This is a genomic window from Phycisphaerae bacterium (assembly GCA_041652575.1).
Taxonomy (GTDB): Bacteria; Planctomycetota; Phycisphaerae; order Sedimentisphaerales; family UBA12454; genus UBA12454.
The window spans coordinates 213,363-239,325 of the sequence record JBAZHC010000001.1; the positions used below are offsets into that span (position 1 = coordinate 213,363).

25 protein-coding genes are annotated in these 25,963 nt (G+C 44.4%); 7 read left to right on the forward strand and 18 right to left on the reverse strand.

All coding sequences use genetic code 11. The annotated features are described in order from the left end of the window. Positions 1-40 precede the first annotated feature (40 nt). The 3 genes from WC496_01025 to WC496_01035 are packed head-to-tail and all read right to left on the reverse strand — an operon-like array spanning position 41 to position 2,687. The gene (locus WC496_01025; protein MFA5291595.1) at positions 41-760 is read right to left on the reverse strand and encodes a PEP-CTERM sorting domain-containing protein; all 720 of its coding nucleotides are present in this window, start codon (positions 758-760) and stop codon (positions 41-43) included. 39 nt (positions 761-799) lie between these two features. Next, positions 800-1,540: a PEP-CTERM sorting domain-containing protein gene (locus tag WC496_01030; GenBank protein MFA5291596.1), complete on the reverse strand. Its 741-nt coding sequence runs from the start codon at positions 1,538-1,540 to the stop codon at positions 800-802. A gap of 37 nt (positions 1,541-1,577) precedes the next feature. After that, positions 1,578-2,687, reverse strand: a complete 1,110-nt coding sequence (locus WC496_01035) for a PEP-CTERM sorting domain-containing protein (protein ID MFA5291597.1) — start codon at positions 2,685-2,687, stop codon at positions 1,578-1,580. Between the two features lie 357 nt (positions 2,688-3,044). Between WC496_01035 and WC496_01040 the strand changes: the two genes are divergently transcribed. Next, positions 3,045-4,928: a polysaccharide lyase family protein gene (locus tag WC496_01040; protein MFA5291598.1), complete on the forward strand. Its 1,884-nt coding sequence runs from the start codon at positions 3,045-3,047 to the stop codon at positions 4,926-4,928. A gap of 110 nt (positions 4,929-5,038) precedes the next feature. Here the strand turns inward: WC496_01040 and WC496_01045 are convergent, their stop codons facing one another. The 7 genes from WC496_01045 to WC496_01075 form a co-directional block, all read right to left on the reverse strand. Beyond that, complete coding sequence (locus tag WC496_01045; protein ID MFA5291599.1) at positions 5,039-6,556, reverse strand: SAM-dependent DNA methyltransferase; 1,518 nt, start codon at positions 6,554-6,556, stop codon at positions 5,039-5,041. After that, on the reverse strand, positions 6,553-7,212 hold the full coding sequence (locus WC496_01050; protein MFA5291600.1) for a restriction endonuclease: 660 nt from the start codon (positions 7,210-7,212) through the stop codon (positions 6,553-6,555). The genes WC496_01045 and WC496_01050 overlap by 4 nt, the downstream gene beginning before the upstream one ends. Before the next feature lie 139 nt (positions 7,213-7,351). Then, positions 7,352-10,315 carry a hypothetical protein gene (locus tag WC496_01055; GenBank protein MFA5291601.1) on the reverse strand — a complete coding sequence of 988 codons (2,964 nt, stop codon included), beginning with the start codon at positions 10,313-10,315 and terminating at the stop codon, positions 7,352-7,354. After that, positions 10,297-11,151 carry a hypothetical protein gene (locus tag WC496_01060; protein ID MFA5291602.1) on the reverse strand — a complete coding sequence of 285 codons (855 nt, stop codon included), beginning with the start codon at positions 11,149-11,151 and terminating at the stop codon, positions 10,297-10,299. The genes WC496_01055 and WC496_01060 overlap by 19 nt, the downstream gene beginning before the upstream one ends. A gap of 114 nt (positions 11,152-11,265) precedes the next feature. Next, on the reverse strand, positions 11,266-11,874 hold the full coding sequence (locus WC496_01065) for a hypothetical protein (protein MFA5291603.1): 609 nt from the start codon (positions 11,872-11,874) through the stop codon (positions 11,266-11,268). Between the two features lie 148 nt (positions 11,875-12,022). Next, positions 12,023-12,697: a hypothetical protein gene (locus WC496_01070; GenBank protein MFA5291604.1), complete on the reverse strand. Its 675-nt coding sequence runs from the start codon at positions 12,695-12,697 to the stop codon at positions 12,023-12,025. Further along, on the reverse strand, positions 12,697-13,347 hold the full coding sequence (locus WC496_01075; GenBank protein MFA5291605.1) for a type II secretion system protein: 651 nt from the start codon (positions 13,345-13,347) through the stop codon (positions 12,697-12,699). The genes WC496_01070 and WC496_01075 overlap by 1 nt, the downstream gene beginning before the upstream one ends. Positions 13,348-13,678: 331 nt before the next feature. On the opposite strand from WC496_01075, the gene WC496_01080 reads away from it, so the two are divergent. After that, complete coding sequence (locus WC496_01080) at positions 13,679-15,049, forward strand: hypothetical protein (protein ID MFA5291606.1); 1,371 nt, start codon at positions 13,679-13,681, stop codon at positions 15,047-15,049. A 52-nt stretch (positions 15,050-15,101) separates the two neighbouring features. Here the strand turns inward: WC496_01080 and WC496_01085 are convergent, their stop codons facing one another. From WC496_01085 to WC496_01105, 5 genes are all read right to left on the reverse strand, one after another. Continuing rightward, entirely contained in the window at positions 15,102-15,506 is a 405-nt protein-coding gene (locus tag WC496_01085; protein MFA5291607.1) for a hypothetical protein, read from the reverse strand. Between the two features lie 58 nt (positions 15,507-15,564). Next, the gene (locus WC496_01090; GenBank protein ID MFA5291608.1) at positions 15,565-15,963 is read right to left on the reverse strand and encodes a hypothetical protein; all 399 of its coding nucleotides are present in this window, start codon (positions 15,961-15,963) and stop codon (positions 15,565-15,567) included. A 198-nt stretch (positions 15,964-16,161) separates the two neighbouring features. Next, positions 16,162-16,644, reverse strand: coding sequence for a transcription elongation factor GreA (gene greA / locus WC496_01095; protein MFA5291609.1), 483 nt, complete (start codon positions 16,642-16,644; stop codon positions 16,162-16,164). 114 nt (positions 16,645-16,758) lie between these two features. Then, positions 16,759-17,736, reverse strand: a complete 978-nt coding sequence (locus WC496_01100) for a hypothetical protein (GenBank protein MFA5291610.1) — start codon at positions 17,734-17,736, stop codon at positions 16,759-16,761. Next, entirely contained in the window at positions 17,714-18,352 is a 639-nt protein-coding gene (locus tag WC496_01105) for a ParB/RepB/Spo0J family partition protein (protein MFA5291611.1), read from the reverse strand. The genes WC496_01100 and WC496_01105 overlap by 23 nt, the downstream gene beginning before the upstream one ends. Before the next feature lie 105 nt (positions 18,353-18,457). On the opposite strand from WC496_01105, the gene WC496_01110 reads away from it, so the two are divergent. After that, entirely contained in the window at positions 18,458-19,582 is a 1,125-nt protein-coding gene (locus tag WC496_01110) for a Fic/DOC family N-terminal domain-containing protein (GenBank protein MFA5291612.1), read from the forward strand. Positions 19,583-19,892: 310 nt separating this feature from the next. On the opposite strand, the gene WC496_01115 is transcribed toward WC496_01110, so the two are convergent. The 3 genes from WC496_01115 to WC496_01125 all read right to left on the reverse strand — a co-directional run bounded on the left by WC496_01115 (position 19,893) and on the right by WC496_01125 (position 21,728). Further along, positions 19,893-20,633, reverse strand: a complete 741-nt coding sequence (locus WC496_01115; protein MFA5291613.1) for a hypothetical protein — start codon at positions 20,631-20,633, stop codon at positions 19,893-19,895. A 76-nt stretch (positions 20,634-20,709) separates the two neighbouring features. After that, positions 20,710-21,351, reverse strand: coding sequence for an ATP-binding cassette domain-containing protein (locus tag WC496_01120; protein MFA5291614.1), 642 nt, complete (start codon positions 21,349-21,351; stop codon positions 20,710-20,712). Further along, a complete protein-coding gene (locus tag WC496_01125; protein ID MFA5291615.1) occupies positions 21,348-21,728 on the reverse strand; it encodes a hypothetical protein in 381 nt (126 codons plus the stop codon). Before WC496_01125 ends, WC496_01120 begins: the two co-directional genes overlap by 4 nt. Positions 21,729-21,989: 261 nt before the next feature. On the opposite strand from WC496_01125, the gene WC496_01130 reads away from it, so the two are divergent. From WC496_01130 to WC496_01145, 4 genes are all read left to right on the forward strand, one after another. Next, positions 21,990-22,955 carry an FHA domain-containing protein gene (locus WC496_01130; GenBank protein ID MFA5291616.1) on the forward strand — a complete coding sequence of 322 codons (966 nt, stop codon included), beginning with the start codon at positions 21,990-21,992 and terminating at the stop codon, positions 22,953-22,955. Positions 22,956-23,411: 456 nt separating this feature from the next. Beyond that, complete coding sequence (locus WC496_01135) at positions 23,412-24,146, forward strand: PEP-CTERM sorting domain-containing protein (GenBank protein ID MFA5291617.1); 735 nt, start codon at positions 23,412-23,414, stop codon at positions 24,144-24,146. 102 nt (positions 24,147-24,248) lie between these two features. Further along, positions 24,249-24,464 carry a hypothetical protein gene (locus tag WC496_01140; GenBank protein MFA5291618.1) on the forward strand — a complete coding sequence of 72 codons (216 nt, stop codon included), beginning with the start codon at positions 24,249-24,251 and terminating at the stop codon, positions 24,462-24,464. Between the two features lie 371 nt (positions 24,465-24,835). Next, entirely contained in the window at positions 24,836-25,960 is a 1,125-nt protein-coding gene (locus tag WC496_01145) for a PEP-CTERM sorting domain-containing protein (GenBank protein MFA5291619.1), read from the forward strand. The last annotated feature ends 3 nt before the right edge of the window (positions 25,961-25,963 follow it).

Genomic DNA, 25,963 nt, shown 5'->3' on the forward strand with positions numbered 1-25,963 from the left:
AATTTCACAGCCTTTTTATTTATAAAGCATTTTGGTCTAATTATTTTCTTTTTCTAAGCAGTAAACCGCCTATTACAAGCAGGCTCATAGTCGCCGGTTCTGGAACAAGAGTAACCCCCAAAACACTGCCTGAACCTATATCGCCTGCGGCACCAGTGAAAGTGTAGCTCAGCACCTCACAATTCAGGTTGCCATCGAATAACTCCACATTATTTACAGGAGGGTCACCGACAAACGGCCTGTATGTTCCTGTGGGAACTACCACAAGTTGATTTCCAACAATATCGCCGGCAAGTATCGTCTGATGCCATGCCGTGAGAGTCCACTTGATATCAGTGCCGCCGACAGTCTCTTTCAGACCAGCGTATTCATAAATAATCAGCCCTCCCTCAAGGTTGATATTTAAAACATACTCTTCATTGTCACTGTAGTTTTTCGTCCAGGTACCATTAGTGTGGCCAGGCGGGAAGGCTGCGTTTGCAGGGTATAAATAGGTGTTAAGGTTGGCAATATCCTTATCGAGAATACCCGCCTGATACTCCAGGTTGATCTGGAAATCCTCTGTTATCGCATATCCGCTGATTTCATAACTTGTTCCAGCGCGAACCGTTGTCCAATTACCAAGTGTCAGACCTGTCGAGGCAACATAGAACGTCTCGTCTCTGACTGTAGTCGCGCCGCTCCACTCATCGGCCTGCACTGCACCGGCCACAAGCAGGCACAACAAAGCAGCCGTACAAATAATTGTTTTTTTTCTCATTTTGTTTTCTCCTTGTTCAAAATTCCTTTATACTTTTGTTTACTGTTTTTTTCGCAGTAAACCCGCTATACCAAGTCCGAGCAAAGCGATAGTTGTCGGTTCGGGAATAAGATTGATGTTTGCTGCTTCATAGCCACTGATACTGATAGACACACCATCCAGGTAACTGTCCACCGGATACGCCGGACTGTTTATGCCTGCGATAATATCAATGAACAGGATTTTTTCGTCGCCGTAGGTGCTGTACAAATCGGCCAAATAGGTATTGGCCGGATGCGAATTTGCTCCTGTGCCGTAAATCCAATCAACAGCCATGCCGAGTGTGTCATACTGATGCCAATCGTTGTCAGCGGCCTGCGGCCTGACAAAGTTGAAACGGTGGCCATACCAGCCGGTTGTAATCACCTCTGTATATATTTTCAACTGCCAGTCGTTCAATGCGATATCCATATTTTTTGTGTAATATGAAATATTTGTTAACTGACTGATGGTTACATCGCTAACGCCGAAAATATCTTTTGGCGACATTCTGAGAGCGGTGTATTTTCGCGGGTCTGAACCCTGAACGTCAGACCAGAAACAGCCGGTTTCATAACCTGCCGGGCCGGCTATATCACTGCCTTTTGGTGCGGGCTTATCCGGGTCATAGCCAAACGGTACACCACCCTGACCATTAGCAAATGTCGTGCCATCAGCCAGGTCGCCGGGCGAAACTGTAAACGTTGTTGCCGAAGCTGTACAGCATACCGCAACAATTAAAAGTAAGATTAACTTCTTCATTTTCCACTCCTTATTAAAAATTTCTTTATACTTTTGTTTACCGTTTTTTTCTCAGTAAACCCGCTATACCAAGTCCGAGCAGAGCGATAGTTGTCGGTTCTGGGATAACAGTGTGCAGAATCGGGTCGTTATCATCGCTATTCAAGTCTGTATAAAAATCATCGCCTATGAATCCGCTTTGCTCGTCGGTTCTGCCGTAGGTTGATTTTTCATCTGCGGTCTGGCCGGTTTCATTTGAAACAAATAAATCATTACCGAATATTACTATGCCTGATAATGCTCCGCCTGCGCTCTGACCGTCAGGGTCGAGTTCGAGAGATGCCCAGGGAACAGTTATAGTATCCTGCAGAGACAAAAGAACAGAGTCGAATACACTGATTTGTCTTTGCGTATATTGTGTAACCAGCGCGGAGCCGCCGGCGAAATCGATATCTATTGGAGCGGCGACGCCATTAATAGTCTGATACGACGAGCCATCAGCGGAAACTACATAAACTTTATTGGCTTCGTAGCCTGCGACCCAGATATTGCCGGCAGAGTCAACTTCAAGGCCTCGCGGACTGGCGTTCTTGTCTATCGTGATGCTTCCTCCGGTGCCGAAAGACGCATCGAGAGAGGCGTCTGTGATTGAGCCGCCGCTTTCTGTAAGCAGCCATTTTTGTAATACGCCTGTACCCCTGTCTGTGTTGTAAACCACAAGCTGACTGCCTTGCCTTGTTACGGTAACGCCTTCAGAATTGGTAAGACCTGTCAGGTTAAAAACATTCGAACTCAAATCTGAGTTGTAAATCTTAATCGATGTTCCTTCGGCAAAGTAAACTCTGCCCGCGTCGTCAACATCGATAGATTTGCCCCGAACGCCTGTAAGCTGAATATCGGCGGCGTCAATATAGTCGCCGACGGTCAAATCGATTCTGCGTACTGCAGGGCCGTTGTTATAGCCGGCGTAAAGATACCTGCCGTCAGGTGAAATTGCCAGGCCTCTGTTGTCTCTGGGGGACGGACTTTGTATCTGACCGAAGTCAGACTGGCTTGTGTCAATCATATACTGAACAGACCACTGGAGATTATCGAAAGTTGCAGCATTTGCAGATATGATTCCTGCGGCGATAACCGCAAAAATAAAAACAAATACTCCACGTTTCATTTTCTTCTTCCTTCCCAAGATAAAAATTCTGTTTTTTTAAACGAATTTTAACTGCGAAAATTATTTAACAGAAGCGCGGAAAAGATATGAATAAATTACTAAAAGGTAATCCCTGCCCTTAAATCGTTCCTCGTGAACCTATAATCATCTTCTCCGACTCCCAGCCTGATTCCAAAGGCCGATAATATTGTATCTTTTTGAAGCAAAATAAGCAAATAAAAAAGATATAATATGTGAAAATGTAATTTATTTATAAAGTCTTTCAGTGTAACAAGTTAAAGGCGGTATTTGCCGTAAAACGGGGTTATTTTTTTGCTTTTTACATTGGTACTGTTGTATTACAATCATAGAAACTATATGAAATTGATAATGCTCAGACTTATAATACAGACTGTTTTGTGTATCTGGCTTGTCCCGATAGCTGCCGGTGGGGGTGTAAGTAGCGGCGGAATTGTTACGCTTACCACAATCGGCGGGAATGTGATTCTTAACAATGGAATTGTCAATGCGACAATTGATACGGCAGCGGCTGAAATTACATCGCTGACATATAACGGTCAGGAGATGATAAGTCAGAGCGGCAGAAAAAATATCTACTTCAGCATGACTACCAAAGCAGGCTATGATAAGCCGCGGCACTGCGTTTATTCGATTACAAGTCAATCGCCGGAACTGGTGGATATTTCCTGCAAAAAAATCTACGGGCCAAACGATTTGCACGCATGGGATGTCGATATTCATTTTGTTATACGGCAGGGTATCGCCGGATTGTACGTTTACGCGATTGTTAGCCACCCAGAGGATTATCCCGATGTGAATATGGGCGAATGGCGAATGGTCTGGTGGATGCCGCACGATGAAAATGATTTTCTGCTGGACAGGATTTACGTTGACCAGTTGCGAAACTGGCAGATGGCTTCTTACTATGACGAAAAAAACGCGGCGGCGACAGGCATCAGGGAGATAAAAAAATATACGACCGGCGCAAGAAAAGACAAGTTCGACTGCAAATATATGTATTCGGCGGACCTTTGGCAACTGGACGCTTACGGATTTGCAGGGACAAAAAATAATCTCGGCGCATGGGTCGTCTTCGGCAGTTACGAATACTTCAACGACGGCCCGACGAAAAACGACCTGACCGCAGCGGCGGGAATAATTCATATCTATCTAAACGCAAATCACTATAACGGCTCAGGCTTCACAATCAAAAAAGGTCAGGCCTGGAGCAAAATCTACGGGCCGTGGCTGTTGTATTTTAATCATAAAAATAATCCTGACGCCTGTCGGGCGGACGCGAAGGCTGCGGCACTGACGGAAAAAAGACAATGGCCCTATAAATGGCTCAGGGCAGACGAATACCAGGCGGATAAACGCGGGACGGTAACAGGAAAATTTATCGTTAAAGATAGATTGAAAAGTTCTGTCAGCGGGGCGGGCGCGTGGATAGGTTTGGCTCAGCCTGAAAAAGAAAACGGCAATTGGCAGTTTCAGGGCAAAGATTATCAGTACTGGACAAGAGCGGATTCGCGCGGCGATTTTATAATCGAAGATGTCCAGCCGGGAAATTATACGCTGTACGCGTTTACTGACGGGGCGGTCGGAGAATATTCAAAAGATAATATTACAATCGGCGCAGGCGAGACGGTAAAACTCGGCAAAGTGAAATGGCTCGTGGAACATAAAGGAAATAAAATCGTATGGGAAATCGGCGTCCCCGACAGAAGCGCAGCGGAGTTCAGGCACGGCAGGACAGATTATTACGAGCCTTATCTGTTCGGGATATTCGCCGCCGAGTTTACGAATCCGATTGAGTATTACACTGCCGAGAACAATTGGGGAAAGATTTTAAATTATGCGCACAGTCCGTATATCACGGGCCAGATGTGGAAATGGCGGATTAATTTTATTCTGGAGAAAGCGCCAACGGAAGATGCGACGATGACGCTTGCTTTGGCCGGGTCCAATCGCGCCAAATTGAATATTTATGTCAATTCCGACTTCGCTAAAGCTACGACGGACAGGGACGAATCGGAGCCTTTGATAATTTTGCAGCCTGACAACAGCGGCGGCAATGCTCTGACTCGTGAAAGCATTCACGCCAAGTATGCGCTGCATTATGTAACGATTCCCGCCGGGAAACTGAAACAGGGTCTGAACACAATTACGCTCGGCCAGGCATCGACAGCCAGTATGGGCAATCATATTATGTATGATTACATCAATCTCGAATCCCGTTAGAAATAAGGCGTCAATGATACCTGATGTCCGGCAAGTCCTGCCTGAAACTGCCAGAAAAAGCAAAATAAGTGTCTTTGAAATTTTTATTTCTAACGGGACGAATTGCAGGATTAAAACATTGTTAATTGATGCTGGCTTGTGTTTTCACAAAGACTTTCAAGCAGGGTGTTTTTACCACAAACATCTGCGAGTTTGGTAATGCTCAGCATATTCAGCAGTTCGAGAGTAATTGGCCGTTTGGAATCCCACCAGATATAGGCTGAGAAAAATTCTCTTGCTGTTTCCGATGATAAAATTTCGTATAGAACGACTGCCTGCTGTTCAGAACAACAACTGAGAAAATAACAAGTATCATCTAAAACAACAGGCTTGCCATTATACGGGCTTATAAGGCGAAAACGTATATTCTTATAGAAGCCGGAGATGGCGATTTTAAAATCTGCAAAGGCATAATCGCCAACGCCAAAAATAGAAAATTGAGGATTGTTTTGATATATAATACTTGTTCTTTTGTCTAGCAGGTCAACGTGTTTTTGCAGATATCCCCATGTTTTTGGCGTATTTTGTTTAATAATGTTAGTTTGTTCTCCAATAAATCGCTGCGGCACGAGCATATAACGGTTGATAGTTTCAATTTCGCCATTGGCCAAATCGGAGCTTTTAAGCATTGGGAAAAGATAATCGTCTTCCAACTCGACCTGCTCGCCTAATCCGTTTAAGAAATAATTACCTGCTTTTTTAAGCTCCATAACTTTGACGCAGTCGTGCTTGATGCCTGAACGCCATTTAAAAGGCTCACCTTGATTTGTTATTAGGTGTTTCCACTTTTCATACAGAACCATATCTGATATAATACGATTACTTCCCAAAGCAGCGAGGCGGCAGGGAGAATTGGGGGTTAATTCTTCGTAAATTCTGCAATTAAGAATCGGCTTTTTCTGTCCCAGCCTTACAACAAAAAAACAGGCGTCCACAGCAACATTAAAATGCTGCCGTGAATCTATTTTATATATGCTGCACTGTTCCAGCGGAATGCCGTTTTTCCAGCTATATAGCAATATTTTGCGTGCAACGGCAGTTTTGCAGAGCATTGCCAGACAGGCCTGACGTGTTTTGAGATGTTGCAGCATATTGATAATCATCCACTCTGATATATCAAAATTGCTTTTGCCTGTGACAGCATCCAATCCTTTCATATTCTGAAAGTTTGATTTTTTGGGAAGATTTTTCCCTTCGAGACTGCCGATGCCTGAATTTGTAACCCAGGGGGGATTGCCAATAACAAGAACAGGGTCGGGCATCGACTCAATCTGTTTTTGCCAGTCGAAAGAAAAAAAGTCGCCTTGTGTTATTGTAGCTGCGAGATGCTTTTTAAACGGCTCAATTTTTCTAAGGACTTCGGGCAAATATTCGCCTGATATATCAAGACCGAAACATTGTTTTGCCGATGGAAATATTTCCATTGCGGCAAACAAAAAATTACCTTTGCCGCAGGTAGGTTCTATTATCGAGGCAGGAGAAACTCCGGCATCCAGAAGCAGCCGGCAGGTTTTTTCTGCTAAATCAGGCGGAGTCTGCCAATCCCCCAATTCAATTCTTTTTTTGCCTTTTGCGGTATTTGTTGTCATCGGACTTTGTAAATTCCTTTTATTTTCCCGGCCTGTTCAATAATACGCCGATATTGAAGCCGCCATTGAAGCGCGTTTGAGATAGTCAAATAACCGATGTCGGGCGGATTTTTAATAAGCTCTTTAGCCAGTTTTTCGGCTTCAATATCGTCCACCGGCAGCATTCTTTCATTTAGAAAAGCTATAATATCATCAGCATTTCCTTTGTTTTGGATTATTTTACGAAGCCCTGTGGTGGTCTGGAAATCACCAGTCTTTTCTTTTTCTACAAATATGGAATGTAAAATCCTTAGTTGACCAGTCTTAAGTTTTTCGTTATCTGTTTTGTCATAGACAAAAACCAGCAGTGAATAACCCAACCCGAAAATTTTCTGACGTGCAGATTTATATGGACAGGAAGACTGTGGCTGCCTGATACTGGTAACTTTCATATCAACGTTCAATTGTGGGAAGTCGATACCCGCTGCTGAATTGCCAGGGGTAAAATCGTATTTATCAGACAGGTAACTTCCGAATTTATGTTCAAAGTAAGTGCCAACAGCCTTGCCGTCGGTAACACCGAAAATAAGCGGTTCATTATGTCTGGATTCACGCTCAGCAAAAAGGCGGGCCTCATTACACAGTTTAACTGTGCTTAATTTTGATTTTGTTTTCATAATGCTGCCTTGTTTCTTGTTTTTATCTGATATTATCAGAATGACGTTGGTACGGCAATAATTTAATATTGTCGATTAGGCGAACTATAACCATCGTGCGTAGAAAAGGTTATGGGCAATCATATTATGTATGATTACATCAATCTCGTAATTCCATAGACATCCATTCATCGGCAAGAGTATTAAAATCAAGGAAGTTCGCCGAGCCGCTTTGGTCGAAGTCCGCCTTGTCGCACCAGTAAGGATATGAGCAACTATCGAGCCAATGCGAAACCAAAACTGCAAGGTCGTAAAGATCGACCTGACAATCCCCAACGCCGACCCATTTGGCACAGGCTATATCGGCCTGCGGACAAGTTACATCAGTAGTCATTTGTATCTGGTAAGTTCCGCCGACAGGCTGATAATAATCGTCTTCCGCTTCGATATAATATCTGCCGCTTTCAGGACAGGTCCAGATAATCTGCTGCGTTTCCCAGTAATCAAGTCCGATTAATTCCCATCGTGCGTTTCTGTCGTACAAAGCGATACAGATATAGGGCGCGACAATCGGCGGCATTAGATTTATTGTATATGTTCCTCCTGCAACGGCGTCGAAATAGTACCAGTCAACTTCTCTGGTTTCCGAATCGATTTGGCCCTGTAACGATATGCCGTTTTTCAGCTCAATCGGATAATTCAGAGAGATGTCGATATTACTCAAGTCGTCAAAGATCATAAAGACGGGAGTTGCCGTCTGAATTTGAAACGCACTTACTTCGAAAGGATTTTCAAATCCGAAGAAAGGAGTAAAAGCCCTGACATAGCCCTGCCAGCCAATGCCGATTCCTTCAAGCGTATACGGGCCGGGTTCTGTAATCATTGTAGTGGCTACGGCACTTTCTTCCCGGTCCTCGGGGTCGGTGTAGGCCTGTACGAAAATGGGGTCGCCTTTGAAACCGTCGTAGCTTACGGTGCCGCTTATTGGCCCCACTTCGCCTATTCTTAAGTGTGTATCATTATCGTCGCCGTCCCAGTTCCAGTCCTGGTCCCAGCCTTCGCTTTCGATGGTAATAAATCTTCCCGGCAGATAATCGGGAATATCGTTAAACGGGATTTTAAATTCGACTGCATTTTGACCTGCAGCGACAGTAAAGTCAGTGATATATTGCCAGCCTGTCCAGCCCCATTCATCGGTATCCATATAATATAAAGAACCATAGGCAAAGTTGTCATATACGTATATAGAAATCATGAGCTTGTATAGAGAGTCTCCCGGCGAATAGCTTAAAGAGATGTTATATGTGTTCTCGCTATCGTTTCTGAGGGCGTCATAAGTTTCAACTGCACCGTAGAGATAATTCTTGTCGTAAGCCATATAAAGATTTTTAATGTCAACACCGCTGACTTCATTTGAACCCTCTTCGGTATCGCCGCTTATATCGTTGAAGATTAACTGGTTTCCATTCCAATCAGTTGTATTGCCGTCAATTGCAATTGGCGTGGAACCGAGGTAACTTAGGTAAATCAATCCTCCGGGCTGCAGGTCAAATTCTGTCTGCCAGTCGAATTGAGTTGTTTGCGGCAGGATTCCTCCGAGAGTCGGGTCGTCGCCTAAACCGTGACCGACGGTTCCGGGCAGAGAGCCGTTCCACTGGTCGAATTCAGGAAAGAGGTCTCTCGGATTGACAGGATTCGGATAGCGGGCGGTAGAGCCGAAAATCGGATTCAAATCAATATTGACATCCTGAACTTCAATATCAACGGCCTGCCCGGAAAGATTATAGATAGTTCCGCTGCTGCTGCCCCAATATTCGAAAGTGGCGTTTGTTATCGTATTGCCGTCTTCGCTCAAGTCGCCGTTAAAATTTCCCTGTCCCCACTGGTACTGCGAATAATATTCCAAATCAATTTCAATCAGCCTTGTTTGAGTTCTGCCGCACCAGTCAACATCCCACGGCGAAGGCGCAAGATTGCCGTCCGTAATTATCAGGCTGCCGCTTTCTCCGTTTATGCCGGTAATATCATATACCAATGTCAGTTGGCCTATGTATCTCGAATTGACATCATATACATCGTAAGTTTTGGTCGTTTCCCATGGAAATGTCGCAAGGGTATCATTGATAAGAGAATCCCGCAGGATGATTAATTTGTTTTCAATTTCATCGGCAAGGTACTCATCGTTAGGGTCTATATAGAAAAAGTCATCTTCCTGTGGGTCTTCTTCTGCGCGGATGTATTCGACCATATCGATATAATAATTTACGAAGTCAATCCAGTCCTGTCTGATTTGGGCGAGAACGGCTTTTCCGTCATTGGAATCGTTCAGTGTCGGCAGAACTTTCAGCATTTCCGGATGGGTCAGGAGGATGTCTTCATTTATGTTAAAGCTGCCGCCGTAAACTTTTTCAAATAATTTGTCGCCGGGGCTGGTGTAAATATCGTAAGCGGCCCTGAACTCCAACTGGGTTTTCAGAGCGGTTAAAAATCTTTTTAATAAAAGCACTTCGGCGTAATCGACTTCCACAGGCCCTAAAGGCTCTTCAAATTCGTAATCGGACGGATAGAAAATCCTTAATTCGTCGGCCGATATATATATCCTGAATCTGTCCGAGGGCGAATCGCTTATTGAGTCCAGCTCAGAAATAATTTCCTCAATCTCCGGTATGAACGATGCGTCGATTATATTTTTCATACTGTTAATGTCCGGAGCGTCATCGGGAATCTGGTAGGTGTTGTGCTGGTTACGGACTCCATTAACTTCAGGTTTGTCAGACTCGAAATACGGTGCCCAGTACTGACCTGAAACAGGGATTCCGAATTTTTGCATCAGTTCAAATATACTATTGACGGAATTGCCGTCTTCCCGAACCAGAAGCATTACGGTTCCTGACAGGGCGTGAAAGAATCTTAATTCCCTGTCTGTCTGGCACTGGGTGCAGGAACCGTCATTGATTCCATTGTCAAATGTTTGATAAGCTCCCCGAACGCCGTCCAGTGTTCCGTCGAACAGCAGTATCCGGCCGGGGATTATATAATCATTCGGTCCGGGTGCTGTTGCGGAATAACTTAACACTGTAAAACTGACGCAGACTGTCAAACACATTACAATTTTGCGATACATTTATGTTTCTCCTTTGTGCCATTTACGGCCTGATGAGATAAAACTTTATTCAATCCAAAATCGAAACAGGCGTTTGTTCCTGTTTTAACGTTTCCATTATGATTCAGGACGTACATATTGTTGACCCTGAAAACATTATTACGTATGTCCCATTCGACGAAATTGCTTTCAAGAGTGGTGCCGTCTTCGGTTTTTATTATTACATGGCCTCGCAATTCCATATTATAATTTTTATATGAGACCGCGGCTCTTCTGCAGCGTATGGAAAGGGATAAATCGTTTTCATGGTAAAATCCGCAGTCGAAATTATTCGCGTAAACTTCAGAGACGTTGGCAAAATTAATATTGCCGATACTATACCTGTTCGAAGGATTTGTTAATATATCCGCCGCTTCTCCGATTAATTCTTTTATGTCAATCGACGAAATGTCAGAAGCTAAAGAAACGCTGGGCGGTTGGTTTTCCAGATGCTCGCCGATATTGACGGATTCGCCTTTGGCGGCAGGGGTGTAACGATAAAACCGAAGCTCCAAATCACGTATCATCGCTTTTTTATACATAGCGGTTTTAAAAGGGCCGAAACTGTTATTTTCCAAACGCAGATTTTCAAAAGCGATTGCGTAAGTCGGGCGGTAATTCTTTTCGGAGTCAAAACGGGTATAACTGAAGGAGTCCAGCCGATTCGTCGGCAATGTCACCTGGAAATTACAGTTTTCGAATTGTTTGCGGAGAATGTTTAACTTGCTGTTTGCAGCGAGAATAAAAAGGATGCCGGCAGAAAGAATCCAGCAAATCAGGGCCACTCCATAGCTCAGCAGCTTCCTCTTATCTTTCACTCCAATCCTCCGTACAAAATTACAAGTTGTCTGTCAGGATAAATAAACGAGCATTTTATGGGACTTTATAGGTAAAAGTCAAGAAAAAAGAGGGGAGATGTCCGGCAATTATTTTTATTCTGATTGCTTATTTTTTAGTTTTTGCGTCTGTTCGGCGGATATAACGCGGTAGTGCGGATGATACTTTGCGATAAATTCGTCGCTGTGATGGACGACATATTCATTTTTCGCGAGCAGGCTTTCAATAAAATCCCTGTCCTGCTGAAAGTTAGGCATATCAGGTTTTTGTCTTTCAATTTCAGCGAAAATTTTCGGCCAGACTTTTTTCCACTTCTCAATATCGGATTTGCCGACCGGCTTTGCGCTTTTGACAAAAGCGTTTGTGAAATCGTCGAGCGATACTTTGCCGGATTTGACAAGTTTTAAATTCACTCGCACAAATTTACCGTCCGGCGGCAGGGGGCAATAATCATAGTCTTCAAAATTATCAGCTTCGGCCAGTTCCTGTTTTGTGTATTGCATCGCATCGTTTGCGTCAGAGATTAGATGAGCCGGGCCGAAAAAGCCCTGAAAGAAAGTTTTGTAAACATCGACGAGCCTTTGGCCGGGGTACCTGTCGAGTTCGGTCTTTACAGTCTTCGACAAAGAATTATCAGATGCATCTTTACAGGAAAGGGTCAAAAGAACTCCCGGCAGAACAAAAATCATAATAAGGTTTTTCATCCCGTTAGACCTCTAAAAACTTTCCTGTTTTGTCTGTGTATATAAGGCCTGCTCTTTCTTAAGATTTCTATAACTTATTATTTCCAAAGATGTCTAACGGGATTCATTCAGCCGAGTGTAACGCTGATTCTATAATTCGTCAAGCCGGTTATCTTCCCCCTGGACCGCCGCGTCCACCGGGGCCGGGCATACTTATTCCGCGCTGCTGCATTCTTGCCTGCATATCCGCCATAAACTGCTGACGCTGTGCTCGTTGCAGAGCTGTGCCTCTTTCGCTTCTTGCCCGCATTCTTGAAGGATCAGGAGCTCTTCTTCCGCCGGTCTGACCTGCCTGCTGGGCACGGTCCCTTCGTCTCTGAACATTCGGGTCGTTGGCGTCTCGCGGCCGTCTTGGCATCTGCGAACGCATCTGCTCAAAGTTTTTTCGCATATCCTGCATATCGTCTATCATTTTATCGAGATAGGCGGTTTTTTCTTCCTTCGGCAGCGTGAAATAAGTCTCCATCTGGTACTCCATTACCTGTCTGCCGCTCATCATCGAATACATCATCTGCTCTCGCTGCGATAACTGTTTGTATCGGTCGCTGCTTCTGTAATCCATAATTTCTTTGACAGTCTGCTTTTGGGGATTGGGCATATTTGCATCGTGCCATTCTCTCATTCTTGGCGGGCCAAACCCATCATCGGCAGGGGCTTTATCTTTGAGCATATAATACAATCCGCCTGAAGCTGAAAGGCAAACGAAAGCTACAATAGCGATAATAATCGCGATTTTCTTTTTGTTCAGCTCCGGCCTTCTGAGTTTACCCACTAACTTTGACATTATTTGTTCCTTTCTCTATCGGCAACGAGATTGTCCGCATAAAAATACATTCTTGAACCGGCTTTGCCGGCTTTGCCGTGAAAATCTTCATAATCTCTCAAAATAAAAATCTCTGCCCAGGGTACCGTAACATCTTCGCCATGACGAGTCATAGTTATGCCCTTTCCCTCGATTTTCCTGTTCTGGTTATTAAAGGGTCCCGCCGGAAAAGGCGGAGGATATGTATTGTATTCGTAACTTGAACCCTGCTCTCTGAAGAATTTTGCCTGCGGGTCGGCGGGACATTTTAAGGCTTCAGGACCTGACAGATATTTGCCAAGTACTTTGGTTACAGGAAAGACATCGGCAAGACCTGAAACTGAATTAGGCATATTTGTGATTGTCGGCATAATGTTGGCGTTTTCGTCGAGGTACATACGGAAGCCAACCATGCAGCCGTGAAGGTTTTGTTTGCAGGCGGTTTTATAGGCAGTCCTGCGGGCGCTCTGGAGTGCGGGCATAAGAATGCCGGTCAGCATGGCAATTATCGATAAAACCACCAATATCTCAACAAGCGTGAATCCCGTTAGAGACAAGGTGTCATTGATACCTGACGGCCGCCAGAGGCGCCCCGTCTCTAACGGGATGAAACCAGACTTTCTATCTCTCATATCCTTTTAACCCTTTACTTAGCCGCTAAGACACCAAGGCACTAAGAAAATAGTAGTATTATTTCATACGTATTTCGTGTCTTTATGCCTTTGCGGCTATTTCCATAGTGGCCGGTGTTATGGCAAAGTAACACAAAATCCGGATATATTTTACCTATTAGTCAGCAGTTTTCCATACTCCCTAAAGACGCTTCCAACAGGCGGATTATTGCATAAAAATAGCTTTATTGGCAGAATAGGTTATATCCTTGAAATCGGAAATTTCCGGCGGTATAATTGCCGTCCGTTTGAAGAAGGTTTAAACAGGCATTTCTTTTTAAGGAGGCTAATTATGAGCCAGTCATTTCACAAAATCATCTTTTTATTTTTAGCGGTTTCATTTCTCACGGCACCGGCCTTCGGGCTGAAACTTGCCGGCAGCGGAGTCGAGCTTACAGCCGACCCATGTGCATATCCCTATACGTACTATGACGAGTTCGATGCCAAAGACCAGCTTGTCGTATGGATAGACGGCAGAGACGATGTCAACTGGGTGCCGCGGGTTTACGCGACTTATATGAACGATTCCAATCATACCGAATACCTCATCGACGTTAATGCTCAGAACGCGTATATGATTAGAACCGACGGCAGAACAATCATCTATAACGTTATAGACTGGAACACCGAACGGCAGATGCTCCGTGTTGCCGACATCAACGACATTAACAACCCTGTCACTAAGGATGTGAACATAATCGGCTATTCCATTACGAGTATCGATATAGACGACGGCGTTGCCGCTTATTGCGACCAGGATTACTACTGTACCATTTACGCGTTTAAAGCAGCCGATGTCAACAATACCCGGTACATTGTCAAACAGTTTACCGACAACGACTATATCAACGGCAACATTGCTCTTGACGGAGATTTGTTAAGCTACTGCGGCCAGGATTATGACGATGTAAATTATGTCTGGCTGTATTATCTTGAAACAGTCAATATCGCCGACCTTAATAATCCCGTTGTTACCAGAAACTATCTGCCGAGGAACTATGATACGGGCCAGGAGACAATAATAAGCAATCTCGACGCATCCGGCGACTGGCTGGTCGCCTACGGCTCTTATCTGGGAACCTACGGAGTCTTCGGCATACATAACTATCGGGACACCGACAGCGCAAACTGGTCATATACAATACTGTCCGAGATTACCGGCAAAGAAGTGGCTGTAAGGACCGATGAACCTTTTGCGGTCTGGGTGCAGGACGACAGAAGCGTGCCGCAAAATACGGAAAGTTCTGTTGAAACGCAAAGCGAAGGATCGCTTCCCTCTATTAACCTGATGGGCGCGATTCTGTTCAGCAACGGCATGGCAGCCGTTTCAATTCTCAAGGACAGCAACGACCCCAACTGGACATTAAACGCGGCTGTTGTCGGCGGCGATAAAGCCGTATGGGGCTCCGATTTTTATCATTACGACGATGAAACGGAAATCGAAGAATATTATTCAGACCTTTTCGGCGAGACTATGCTGATTGAGTGCGGCGACAAAGGCTATTCACTTGCCGATATGAACCACGACTGCAAAGTTGACTTTGTTGATTTCGCGATGTTCGCAGAAAGATGGCTGGTCTGCACAGACCCTGCGGATACGAGCTGCATCGATGGCGAAGTTTACTGGGCGGGCGATAATCTCTGGCGGGTAGTTATGGATTGACAATTTCCGAACGCAAATCCAAAAGCCGTGAGGTTTATCCTCGCGGCTTTTTTTATTCATTCTCCGCAAGGACAGACAGCAGTTTTGACGCTGTTTCAGGCGATATGCTCGGCAACTTTGGCAGAGCAGGCGGCTCGTTGTCAGGCGTATCCTGCGTTTGGCTGCGGTGCAGGTTGATAATGTCCAGAGCGGCCTTGCGTGCGGTCTCCTGATTCTCACTGCCGCAAAGCTCAATCAGTTTTGCCGCGGCGAATGGAGCGTACTTTGAAATAAGCATCCCGCTCTGGCGCTTCAGCGCATCCATCCGGGCGGCAATCTCATCGGCAAAATCCTCCTCGGCAAGCCATTTGGCCCAGAGTTTTCTGGAAATGTTGTGCCTTTTCAGGACGGCTGATTCATCGCCGCCAGTCTCGAATAATTCGTCCAATATAATCAATTGTCTCTTTGTTATTGACATAACATCTCTCCTTAAAAAATATGGTTTAAATTTTGAAGAATTGAATACTAAATGCTGACTATCTGGTTTTCTGCGAATGAGAATAGATAGTAACTGATTTTTTCACTTCAAGGTCGTGATAATTTGCGTAAATGGTGAAATGTTTTCCCGGCTGGGCCAGTTTAAACGTTTCGACAATTCCACCGAGGTTTATAACTTTACATTCATCTGAAACGACCTCGACATTTGAGTCCGCGGTAACCTCTACCTTTGAACCATCGTCATAGACAGCTACGACGCAATAAACATTTTGTGTGTCTTCAGGTACGCAATCAGGACCGATGATATCAATGCCCGTTAATTTTGGTCTTGCCGGCTCTGACGACGCAAAAGCGTAAAAGCTGACGATTGCAAGAACCGTAAGAATCGCGGGAAATAACACTGTCTTCTGGCGTAAGCCATACCTTAGCGTATGCATAACCTTCTCTTGAAGTTAAAAAAAATGAGATTCTTCTTCCTGCCGCAGGGCATTCCTCAGTGGACTGCCGATAATTCTCCGTCGTCCGTTACGTATACTGAATAATTATATCTTCTTTAGATATAAAGTCAAGCAAAATAGATGGCTTTGCCTTTGTGAAATAGCCGAAATCAGCCTTAAATCAGGCGGAAACCTGTTCTACGCGATTTGCGGCCTGGCGATATCAATCACCTCGAAATGAAATTCGCCGCTGGGTTTTTTTATTATTCCCTTGTCTCCCGGCGCAAGGCCGTGAATAGCGTCGCCTACCGGCGAGTGAATTGAAATGCTTCCTGTGTCGATATCGGCATCGTTAGGGCCAAGCAGTTGATAGGTCACTTTCTCCTGAGTATTCAGATTCAGCAAAGTTACTACGGTGCCAAACACGGCACGGTCGCATTGAATTTTCGTGCAGTCAATTTTGTCCGACTGATTTATTTTCGTTCTCAGTTCACCGAGACGCCCTTCGAGAAAGCCAAGCTGCTGTCGGCCGTAAGTGTACTCGCCGTTTTCCCTTAAATCGCCCTGTTCACGAGCCAGGCTGACCCTTTTTCTCGTTTCAGCCGCTTCTTTCTCGAGATGATGCAGTTCTTCCATTAGTTTACTGAAACCGGTTAGTGAGATTGGCACAAGGTCAAGCATCCTGATATATCTCCGTGTAAAAAAACTGATAACATTTACATTTCATCCCAGCTTCGCCGCTGAGTCTGATTTGCGATAGAATATCAAACCTGTCCTGAAAATTCAAGTTTTTATCTATGGCAGTATTTTTGTAAAATCGCCGAAGTCTTTTTTGAATCTGCTGATGAAATACGCCAGCGGGTTGTCGATGCCGGGCTTTGCCCGCACCTCTTTTGCAAGCGACAATGCCTTGTCGAGCAGCTTTTCATCGAAACTCCGGTTATTGTCGCGGAGCCAGTTAAACATATTGTCAAACGTTGTCCTGTTGCTTTTGCCGAATTTGCTCTGCGGAAATATATCGTTTATGCCGGTTATCCATTTGCGAAACAATCGGCGATACTCATCATTGTGCGAATCTGCCGAAGCTAAATCCGTCGAAGCCTTGGCGAAGACGGACGAATCCGAGGAAGTAGGTTTTAAAATATTTTTAAACGAAGAATCGAGATTGCCGATCTGGGGAATCGCTCTGCCGCTAATCTGCCTTGAAACTTTTTCAAGGAGCTTATCGGCGTCTGTTTTTTCAGTTACCGCTCTCTCACGGTCGCGGCTCTGTTGTTTCGTTTCGTTCTGTTCTGTTATGTTCTCTTCGGTTTCGTTATGTTTCGTTATTATAACAGGGCAATCTTTTTTATCGTCGCTGTCGCTTTTAGTTTGCTCTGTATGAAAATCCTTTTCAAGTATCCAGCCAATATCTTTATCCGTAAGGACTTGCAGGGCAAAGTCGATGTCGCCCGCATCGCAGCACAGTGCAAAAGCTATTCTTTCAGCGGTCAATGGAACGCCTTTGGTATCGAGCAGCCAGCCGCGATAGTTTCTTGGCTGATTGGCGGCAAGTTCGAGCAGTTTACAGAACACGCCGAAGACCATCATTCCTTTGCCGGCGGCTTTTTGCAGCATTTCACGATAGCTCATCGACGGATTATGTCCCTGCACCGTCAGCCTGACATAGCACAGGGACGTTTTGCGGATGTTTTTGCTTCTTTGGGTGGCTGGTTTGCCGTCTTTCGTAACCTCATAATTTTTGTCCCAGTCAGTTATTCTGTAAGCGTTCATCGTTTATCACTCCCTTAATATATGATTTTGATATTATTGTTATCGCGTTCGCCATTTTTTCTGATTTTGTGCCTTCGGCAGGCATTGCTTTTTCTAATGCGGTTTCGACAGTTTCAATCTGCTCGTCATTGAGGAAGAAAACCAGAGTATTTAAAAACGCATTTAAGCTATCAGCAAAGTCTGCCGGCGGTTTGGTAATATCCTTTAATCTTTCTATCGCCTGTTTATTGTCGGGCAGAAGTTTGCTTAAATCCTTGACGCTGAACTTTTCAGAAAGGTTTTTGTAAAGAGCGGCCTTTGCGGCCAGTTCGTCTTTGCCGCCGAGCCTGTTGAGCGTGGCAAGCAGAATTCTTGCCTGGTCATCATCGATATCCCACTGAACGCAATCGGCAAATGTTTCGCCGATTTGACGCAGGGCCTGGGCGCGATGATGGCCGTTGATGATTTGAAAATGATTTTCAATTTCAGGATGTTTTCTGATTATCAAAGGCTCGTAGTTGTGCGATTGTTTGATATGACGTTTTAGCTTTTCAAAATTCTGCCTGCTCATTTTGTTTGGGTTTTCAGGATGCGGCAGTAGTTTATCAAGCGGTATTCTGATGATTGTTGTTTGCATAGATATTTCTCCTTATGGAAAAAAATTGACTTATGTTTTGTTAAGGGGTAGATTTATGGCATAGCTGAATGGAGGTTATTCCATTAGGTGTTGTGAGAAGATAATATGGCTAAACCCGTAAAATATCATTATGGCAAATTTCCGCCTAAGAAGATTGACTGGTCAAAACTTGTTCCATTGATAGGACCTGCCAACGCAGCATTAGCCCGTTATGACGCAACTCTTTCTGTTATTCCAAATGCCACTATTCTCTTATCACCTATGACAATGCAGGAAGCCGTTCTTTCTTCCAAAATTGAGGGTACACAGGCCACTATGGGAGAGGTTTTGGAATATCAGGCTCAAGGTAAAAGTGCGGATATTCCAGATAGCAGAAAAAAAGATTTTAAAGAAGTGTTGAACTACAGAATGGCTATCAGGCGTTCTATAAATTTGCTTAAAGATTTGCCTCTATGCCAGCGGCTGATTTGCGAAGCACATAAAAGCCTTATGCACGATGTTAGAGGCGCAGACAAAACGCCGGGTCAGTATCGCAGGATTCAAAATTATATTGGCAAACCTGGATGTTCAGTTGAACAGGCGCGTTTTGTCCCAATTTCTTTGGATAAGCTGCAGGAAGGTATGGGCGATTGGGACAAATATATTCATGATAAGACCGTTGCAGACAAATTGGTTCATCTTGCTATTCTTCACGCAGAATTTGAAGCGATACATCCTTTTCTTGACGGTAATGGCAGAATGGGCAGAATGTTCGTTCCATTATTTATAAATGTATCAGGCCTGATTAAAAGTCCGATGTTTTATATCAGTGCATATTTTGAAGCAAATCGCGATGAGTATTATGACCGGCTTCTTGCAGTTTCACGAGATGACGATTGGACCGGCTGGTGCACCTTCTTTCTTAAAGCAGTTGAGGTTCAGGCAACAGCAAATCAGCAAAAAGCTTCTGATATTTTATCACTATACGAAAGAAAGAAAATCGAGATACAAAATCTTACTCATTCGCAATATACGATGTATGCGTTAGATTTTATTTTCAAACATCCTATATTTAAATCAACCAATTTTGTAAATTCTGGGAAAATTTCTTCTCCCTCAGCGAGAAAGATACTGTCTGATTTACACACTGGGGGCATTATTAAGGTATTAACTCAAGCAAGTGGCCGTCGACCAGCCTTATATGTTTTTGCCGAGCTTATGAATACAGCTGAAGGTAAGAAGGTTTTTTGAAAATACTATAATATCAACAAAACAGTTTGTTGATATTAAAATGGCATTTCAGTATCAATAAACAAATTTGCTGATATTTAAGTATCTGCAAACTTTGTTTAGTTAACTCCTTTTTATGAAAGCAGTTAAGCGATAATTCGTAAAAAATAAGGAAACTGACAGGCCGGCCTTAAAGCCGGCCTTTTTTTATCAGCCTCTTTTCACTATGAACTTGTAAAAAAACGTTTAATTAATTGCCGCTAAGGCACCAAGACACAAAGTTTTTAATATATATTTTTTTCTCCGTGCCTTTGTGTCTTTGTGGCTTTTTTTATATTTTCAAATCACAATCGGCATTTCGCCAAAGATAATAGACAGGTCTTGCTGACAATCTGCTGATGAAAAATTCCGTTCTCTGAAGGCTGTCGGGCAGAGTCTTTGCCCTTCTGCCGTAGGCTGTGAGAAAATCTGTAATCTGCTTTTCAATAAAACGCTTTGCTTTCGTGTCAAGGCTCCGCAATAGGTACTGAGTTCTTTCGATATCGACAAGGTCGGATTCCTCGACGCCGACGGCGCTGAGAGCCTGTCGCAGTTTTACGCATCGCGGAGATACCGCGGCCTGGAATTTCACCATCCCGGCCTTTTCAAAAAAAGGATTGACCTTTCCCATCACGGCAAGAGACTCAATGTAAGGCATATTCAAAAGCGGCATCGTCTTTTGCACAAGCTCATACGCAAGTCCCAAAGCCCTGTATCGCGGCTCAATTACAACTCTTGCGATTGTTCGGATATTATTGTTTACAATCTGCATATTCGCGGTTGCTGAGCCTAATTTTGTAAACAGTCCCTTTGTTGCGATGTTGCGAAGCTGAACGCTGCAGGCAGGCATCGAATAAATGATTATGCCGATGACCGGTTCAATCCGGCCTCGCATCGGATGCGTATCGATGATTTTGTAAACTGCCGATACCGCTCCTGTTTTACAACTGCGATAATGAAACCTGCTAAGACCTTTGTAGTCTGCGATAGTTCCCGGAACTATTTTCAGATATTTTTTTATCGTGCAATTCATACAAATATATCCTTTTTTTAAATCGCTGATTTTGCAGAAAATAAAAAATAATCAATGTAGTCTGTGTAATCTGCGATTAAATATTTTTATAAATAATTTCTGCTTCGCCTGCCAGATGCTTGATAACGATAACCTGGGGCAGTAAATCGCTAAGCAAATCGTCGTGTGAGCTTGCGAGAATGAAGGTCTTACCTGTCTTTGCCGCGAATTTACGCAGGTTATAAGAGATAACTGCCGCCGTTACCCTGTCGAGGTTTGAGCAGAACTCATCGGCAAAGATATATTGTTTATCGCCTGCGATGGCTTTGGCGATGCGGTAGCGGTACTTCTGGCCTTCGCTCAGTGTCGCGGGAGAATTGAGAACGCAGAACACATCTGTGAGACCTGCGCAGCTTAAAGTTCTTAGCGTCTCAAGGAAACTGCCGCTGAAACAATCAACGCAGGTCTTATCATCAGGCAGGGGGATATCGTCGATGTTGATTTTATCGTCGCCGCTGAATGTATTATAGAATTCCCGCAGCAGAACACTTTTACCGCTTCCTGACGGGCCGGTGATGTAGGCAATCTGGCCGGGCGATAATTTTATTTCGCATTGATGAGTAACGGCGTTGTTTTTCAGTCTTTGTACCGTTATGCCGAACGCCCGTATTACGTCAGCGGCTTTGTCTGTCAGAGGCAGGTTCCAGTCGAATTTTTTGTTGGCTGATAATGTAATCATAATGAAAGCTCCGAATTTGTTCTTATTATTTTCTTCACTTTGTAATAGCTTAATCCCGTTTCGCGTGAGATTTGTGTTATGGTTTTTCCGCTGATGAATTTTTCTCTAAGGACGGGACTATCCTGCACAAGGGCGGTCAGAAAATTATCGCTGCTGATTCTGACGGCTATTTTTCTCAGTCTTCTCGCGATGGTCGCATCATTGACGCCTGCGGCTTTGGCGAGCGTTCTGTATTTTTGTCCGTTCAGAAAAATCATTACGAACGCCTTCTGCTCGGCAGGCAGCATCTCTACTCTCGACAGCAGTTTCTCAAAGAGCCCCAAAAGCTCATTTCTGTCCATCTTTTGTATTGCCGTTATGGTTCGATGTGCCGTCATAAAAAATCGTAAAATCCTGTTTTATAAGCCTTTTTAAAGTTAGATAAACATCAAATATGTGCGTATTTTAACAAAAAATGCTAAAAAAGCAAGCAAATTTTGGCGTAATTTGTTAATTTTTTTTAAAGTTCTATAAATATCTAACAAGAATGGGTTTAGGAGAGGGCTTTTACATAAGGGTTTGCATTGCAGGTGTAATTATGGTATTTTTTATGCAGCAGATAAAATGCAGGCTTCAGACCAATCAATCGGGACGGAGATATGGAAAATACGATACATCCCGTTAGAGACGAGTTCTCTAACAAACCTGACGGCAGCAATAAACAACCTGTCTCTAACGGGATACATCTGATTGTCAAGCGCAGCGACCAAACGATAAACGACCTTAAGTTTGACAAAACTCCAGTCTATCTTGGCCGTAAAACCGGCATCCAGGTATTTCTGCCCGACGCGGCAGTGTCGCGCGAACACGCGGTGATTTATCTTAAAGAGGACAAATGGCAGGTCGAAGATTTGGATTCGGCCAACAAAACATATCTGAATGGCGAGGCAATCCACAAGGCTGAAATCAAAACCGGCGACATTGTGAAAATATCTGATTTTACCGTAGAGATTGACCTTGGAGATAATGCTAAAAAAGAACCGGAGCACACCTCCGGCAGCGACGATACGGTCGCATTGGAAGCGGCATCGCTATCGACGCCTCGCGATGAGGTCATTGTAAGAAGGCCTGACGCGTCGCACGCACCGGCAATGAGACTGGCGGCAAGGAGATTGACCGATTTCGCTCAGGCTGTCGAGGCGCTCGGCGACGCAAAAAATCTTGATGAACTGGTAATTGCTTTGCTGAAACTTTCGTTGCAGCAGTTCACAGCTTTTCATGTCTGGTGCGGCGTAAGAAGTTCCAACAGCGGCCCGATAACTTATCAGGCCGGCAAAAGAAGAGACGGCAAGCCGGTACAGCTAAGCGAACTGAGACTGGCTCCTAAAATTACGGATTCATTTGAAAAGGGCCAATCGCTGGTTCTTCCGCAGGTCGCGGCAAAACTCGAAACAACAGACAGAATACGCTCAGCGATGATATCAAGTATTAAGCGGCCGAGCGGCTGTTTCGGCGTAATCTACGTTGACAACGCTATGGTGCACGAACATTACAGCCTCAGCGATTTGGACTACCTGATGATTCTGGCGATGCACACAGCGGGGGTTCTTAAAACCCATCTGTAATCCGGAAAACTCAGACAAAAAAACTGCCGAGGATCAAAAATTCTAAATTCGAATATCGAAATCCTAAACAAATCCGAATTACCAAAATTCAAATGTCCGAAACCCGCGGCTTTTTTGTTTTGAGCATTTGGAAATTCGAGTTTTGAATTTGTTTCGGATTTAGGATTTCGTGCTTTGAGTTTAGTTTCTCCTCAAAGGCCCCCAGCGTTACCGGGGGATGTTTAACGTCCGCATAAATTTCAAAAAAAAATCAGCGTTTTTTGTCCTCAGTCCGGTAAAACAAATCCTTAAATACGGCACATCCATTTTCTCGAAAAAACAATCCATTTCCAGTCGCCAAAGCGAAAATTTTCATAGCCTGAAAGTATAATCACATTATATATATCACTGCTTTGTGGCAGATGGTACAGGTTTCAGGAAAGAAGAAGATTGAAAGAGATATTTGGAGAGAAGAAGATGAAAGTCTGTATTTTTGTCTATTGTTTTTTGGCGATAGTCTGCGTATCGGCCTTTGCCTGCATTAACACAATCGAGATGGCTTATTACGCGGTCGATGCCGGCGGCCAGCAGAGCGTAAGTCTGAACGGCCACGCCTACAACGGCGCCAACGGCGTAATGGTCATGAACACACGCAATCCAATCGGTGAGCTTGCAAATCTTATCGGCGACCACATCTGGACGTATTGCTATGACCACGGCTCTTACAGCAGCTTTTCTTACGAGAGGTTTAATGTCGCTATGCTGCAGGATGCTATGAACAGTAATAAGGCTGATTTAATTAGTCAGCTATGGGCGCAGCATTATGACAGCTCATGGCAGAGCGATACCTATATCTATTACAACGGCTTCGTGAGCGGTCAGCCCGCAAACACAGTTGAAAACCAGCAGGCTCTTGCGTTCAGTTTCGCCGTGTATGAAATTACTTATGATTTCAACGGCAGCATCAGTTCGCTGAATTTGTCGAACGGCTCTCTCAGGGCAAACGCATCCGGAACAAATCCGTCCGCGGCGGTTTCCATCGCGCAGGGCTGGCTGAACAGTCTGATTTTACCGTGCAATTATACCGGCCCGATGGCGCAGCTTGTTTCGCTGAGCAGTTGTTCGCTGCAGGATGTTATTGTTGAAATTCCTGAGCCGGCCACGATGACCCTGTTGTCTGTCGGCCTGCTTGCTCTGCGAAGGAGAAAATAAGAAATTCCGGTTGACATCGCGGAATATTTATTATAAGAGCTGATTATAGCCTGTTTTTCAGGTCATATCCGTACGCAATGAAATTCTGTAAGGAGACAGAAAATGAAACTTAATGTAAAAGCATTCGCGCTGACGTTCGGTTTATGGTGGGGGTTTGGGCTGTTCTTCCTGACATGGTGGCTTATAGTCTTTGACGGCGCTTCGAGCGAGGCCACATTTATCGGCAGGCTCTATCGCGGTTATACCGTAACTCCGCTCGGCTCAATCATTGGTCTTGTATGGGCGTTTTTTGACGGTGCTGCCGGCGGGGCGATTTGAGATTTTTCCGCCGGTTCCTGCCCTACCCTGCCCTGCCATTTTCCTATTAATATCAAATTTTTATATATATTATTTTTTCTCGCACTTAATAGAAATCCCCAGGGCAAGCATAGGCAATTCAGGAGGAGAATAAATCCAATGATTCAGTTGCATAATTTGAAATTTCGCTATCTTGTCTGATTGCAAGATATTCATAATAATATGCTCTGACATTCATTGTTTCTCATAAGCCTCCACGAGATTTTACCTGTGAGGATTACGGTTTGTCAACAGAGTACGTCTTTTTTTCTTGACTTTTTACCTGATTTTCTTATTATTATAGGACTTGAATTGTATGGAATCTGTGAAAGTTTTTCAAAAGGAGGAAAGAAATGAAAAAGACAATTATTTTAGCAACTCTTTGTATCCTAATAATTTGCGGCAATTCTTTCGCGGGCAGAGTGTGGTTTTATAATGAAATTACCCCTCCGCAGGGTTCGCCGTTTATACCCGCCGGCAATACGGCGATAGGGATGCGGAGTGATAATACCTGGCCGGTAGTCGGTTATGCCGGTCCGGCGGACGGTGCGGCCGCTATGCTGCCGGGAGTCTGGATGCCGACGACATTTAATTTTGCAGGTCAATATCTTGACGGTGCAACTGCACCCGATGGTACTGTTGCTTTTGCGGATAATGCCGGACAGGTTGTAATGCTCGGCAAAACCGGATGGAGCAGCGGCTCTTATAATGGTTCGGCAATGTATAGAAGTTCAATAGCTTTCAACAACAATTCTGCGCCTGCGGTTTTAAGCAGGTCTGTAGGAACCGGCGAGCTTACGTTGTCAATGAAGTCCGGCTCCGCGTGGTATGGCAGTACGATTCAGGAATATTCAGGCGGGCCGGGATTTCAGTCTGAAGCATTCGCAGTGGGTTTCGATTCGTACAATCAGGTGAACGTCGCATTTAGAGACGGCTCAATGCTTCGTTATGCCACTAAAGGCGTTCTTACAGGCAATCAATGGGTCTTAAATTCTCCTGAAGACGCTCCTGAAATCGGCGGCAGCGGCCAGATAGATATGGCACTTACAAATAATGATGTGCCTTATGTTTTATACAGCGATATGAATTTTCTCAAATATTCCATATACGACAGGCAAAGTGATTCCTGGACGATGGGAATACTTGATGCACTGACTGGCGGATTACCAGGCGGAAATTTCTGTGTCGCGGCAGACAATAACGGCGGAATAGGAGTCGCTTATGTAACACAGTTCGCAGGCCAGAATATGCTCAGTTTCGCTTATAATGACGGCAGCGGCTGGATGCTTCCGGAAAGACTTATACAGGCCGATATAAATAAAATGGTCGGACTGGCGTTCGATTATGAAAACAATCCTGTTATTTCTTACGTCGGTATGGACGGGAAGATGAGAATCGCTTATGACCCTGTTGAAATTCCGGAACCTGCGACAATGGCAATATTAGCTTTAGGCCTTGCCTTTATCAGGCGCAGATAAAAA

Bases quoted from the DNA above. Each gene is read 5' to 3' on its own strand.
- WC496_01110 (MFA5291612.1), top strand. From the start codon at position 18,458: ATGGCTAAACCCGTAAAATATCATTATGGCAAATTTCCGCCTAAGAAG.
- WC496_01050 (MFA5291600.1), bottom strand. From the start codon at position 7,212: ATGAAAACAAAATCAAAATTAAGCACAGTTAAACTGTGTAATGAGGCC.
- WC496_01105 (MFA5291611.1), bottom strand. From the start codon at position 18,352: ATGCAAACAACAATCATCAGAATACCGCTTGATAAACTACTGCCGCAT.
- WC496_01030 (MFA5291596.1), bottom strand. From the start codon at position 1,540: ATGAAGAAGTTAATCTTACTTTTAATTGTTGCGGTATGCTGTACAGCT.
- WC496_01130 (MFA5291616.1), top strand. From the start codon at position 21,990: ATGGAAAATACGATACATCCCGTTAGAGACGAGTTCTCTAACAAACCT.
- WC496_01115 (MFA5291613.1), bottom strand. From the start codon at position 20,633: ATGAATTGCACGATAAAAAAATATCTGAAAATAGTTCCGGGAACTATC.
- WC496_01070 (MFA5291604.1), bottom strand. From the start codon at position 12,697: ATGTCAAAGTTAGTGGGTAAACTCAGAAGGCCGGAGCTGAACAAAAAG.
- greA (MFA5291609.1), bottom strand. From the start codon at position 16,644: ATGCTTGACCTTGTGCCAATCTCACTAACCGGTTTCAGTAAACTAATG.
- WC496_01075 (MFA5291605.1), bottom strand. From the start codon at position 13,347: ATGAGAGATAGAAAGTCTGGTTTCATCCCGTTAGAGACGGGGCGCCTC.
- WC496_01085 (MFA5291607.1), bottom strand. From the start codon at position 15,506: ATGTCAATAACAAAGAGACAATTGATTATATTGGACGAATTATTCGAG.
- WC496_01100 (MFA5291610.1), bottom strand. From the start codon at position 17,736: ATGAACGCTTACAGAATAACTGACTGGGACAAAAATTATGAGGTTACG.
- WC496_01120 (MFA5291614.1), bottom strand. From the start codon at position 21,351: ATGATTACATTATCAGCCAACAAAAAATTCGACTGGAACCTGCCTCTG.
- WC496_01055 (MFA5291601.1), bottom strand. From the start codon at position 10,315: ATGTATCGCAAAATTGTAATGTGTTTGACAGTCTGCGTCAGTTTTACA.
- WC496_01045 (MFA5291599.1), bottom strand. From the start codon at position 6,556: ATGACAACAAATACCGCAAAAGGCAAAAAAAGAATTGAATTGGGGGAT.
- WC496_01135 (MFA5291617.1), top strand. From the start codon at position 23,412: ATGAAAGTCTGTATTTTTGTCTATTGTTTTTTGGCGATAGTCTGCGTA.
- WC496_01035 (MFA5291597.1), bottom strand. From the start codon at position 2,687: ATGAAACGTGGAGTATTTGTTTTTATTTTTGCGGTTATCGCCGCAGGA.
- WC496_01090 (MFA5291608.1), bottom strand. From the start codon at position 15,963: ATGCATACGCTAAGGTATGGCTTACGCCAGAAGACAGTGTTATTTCCC.
- WC496_01025 (MFA5291595.1), bottom strand. From the start codon at position 760: ATGAGAAAAAAAACAATTATTTGTACGGCTGCTTTGTTGTGCCTGCTT.
- WC496_01065 (MFA5291603.1), bottom strand. From the start codon at position 11,874: ATGAAAAACCTTATTATGATTTTTGTTCTGCCGGGAGTTCTTTTGACC.
- WC496_01080 (MFA5291606.1), top strand. From the start codon at position 13,679: ATGAGCCAGTCATTTCACAAAATCATCTTTTTATTTTTAGCGGTTTCA.
- WC496_01140 (MFA5291618.1), top strand. From the start codon at position 24,249: ATGAAACTTAATGTAAAAGCATTCGCGCTGACGTTCGGTTTATGGTGG.
- WC496_01040 (MFA5291598.1), top strand. From the start codon at position 3,045: ATGAAATTGATAATGCTCAGACTTATAATACAGACTGTTTTGTGTATC.
- WC496_01125 (MFA5291615.1), bottom strand. From the start codon at position 21,728: ATGACGGCACATCGAACCATAACGGCAATACAAAAGATGGACAGAAAT.
- WC496_01145 (MFA5291619.1), top strand. From the start codon at position 24,836: ATGAAAAAGACAATTATTTTAGCAACTCTTTGTATCCTAATAATTTGC.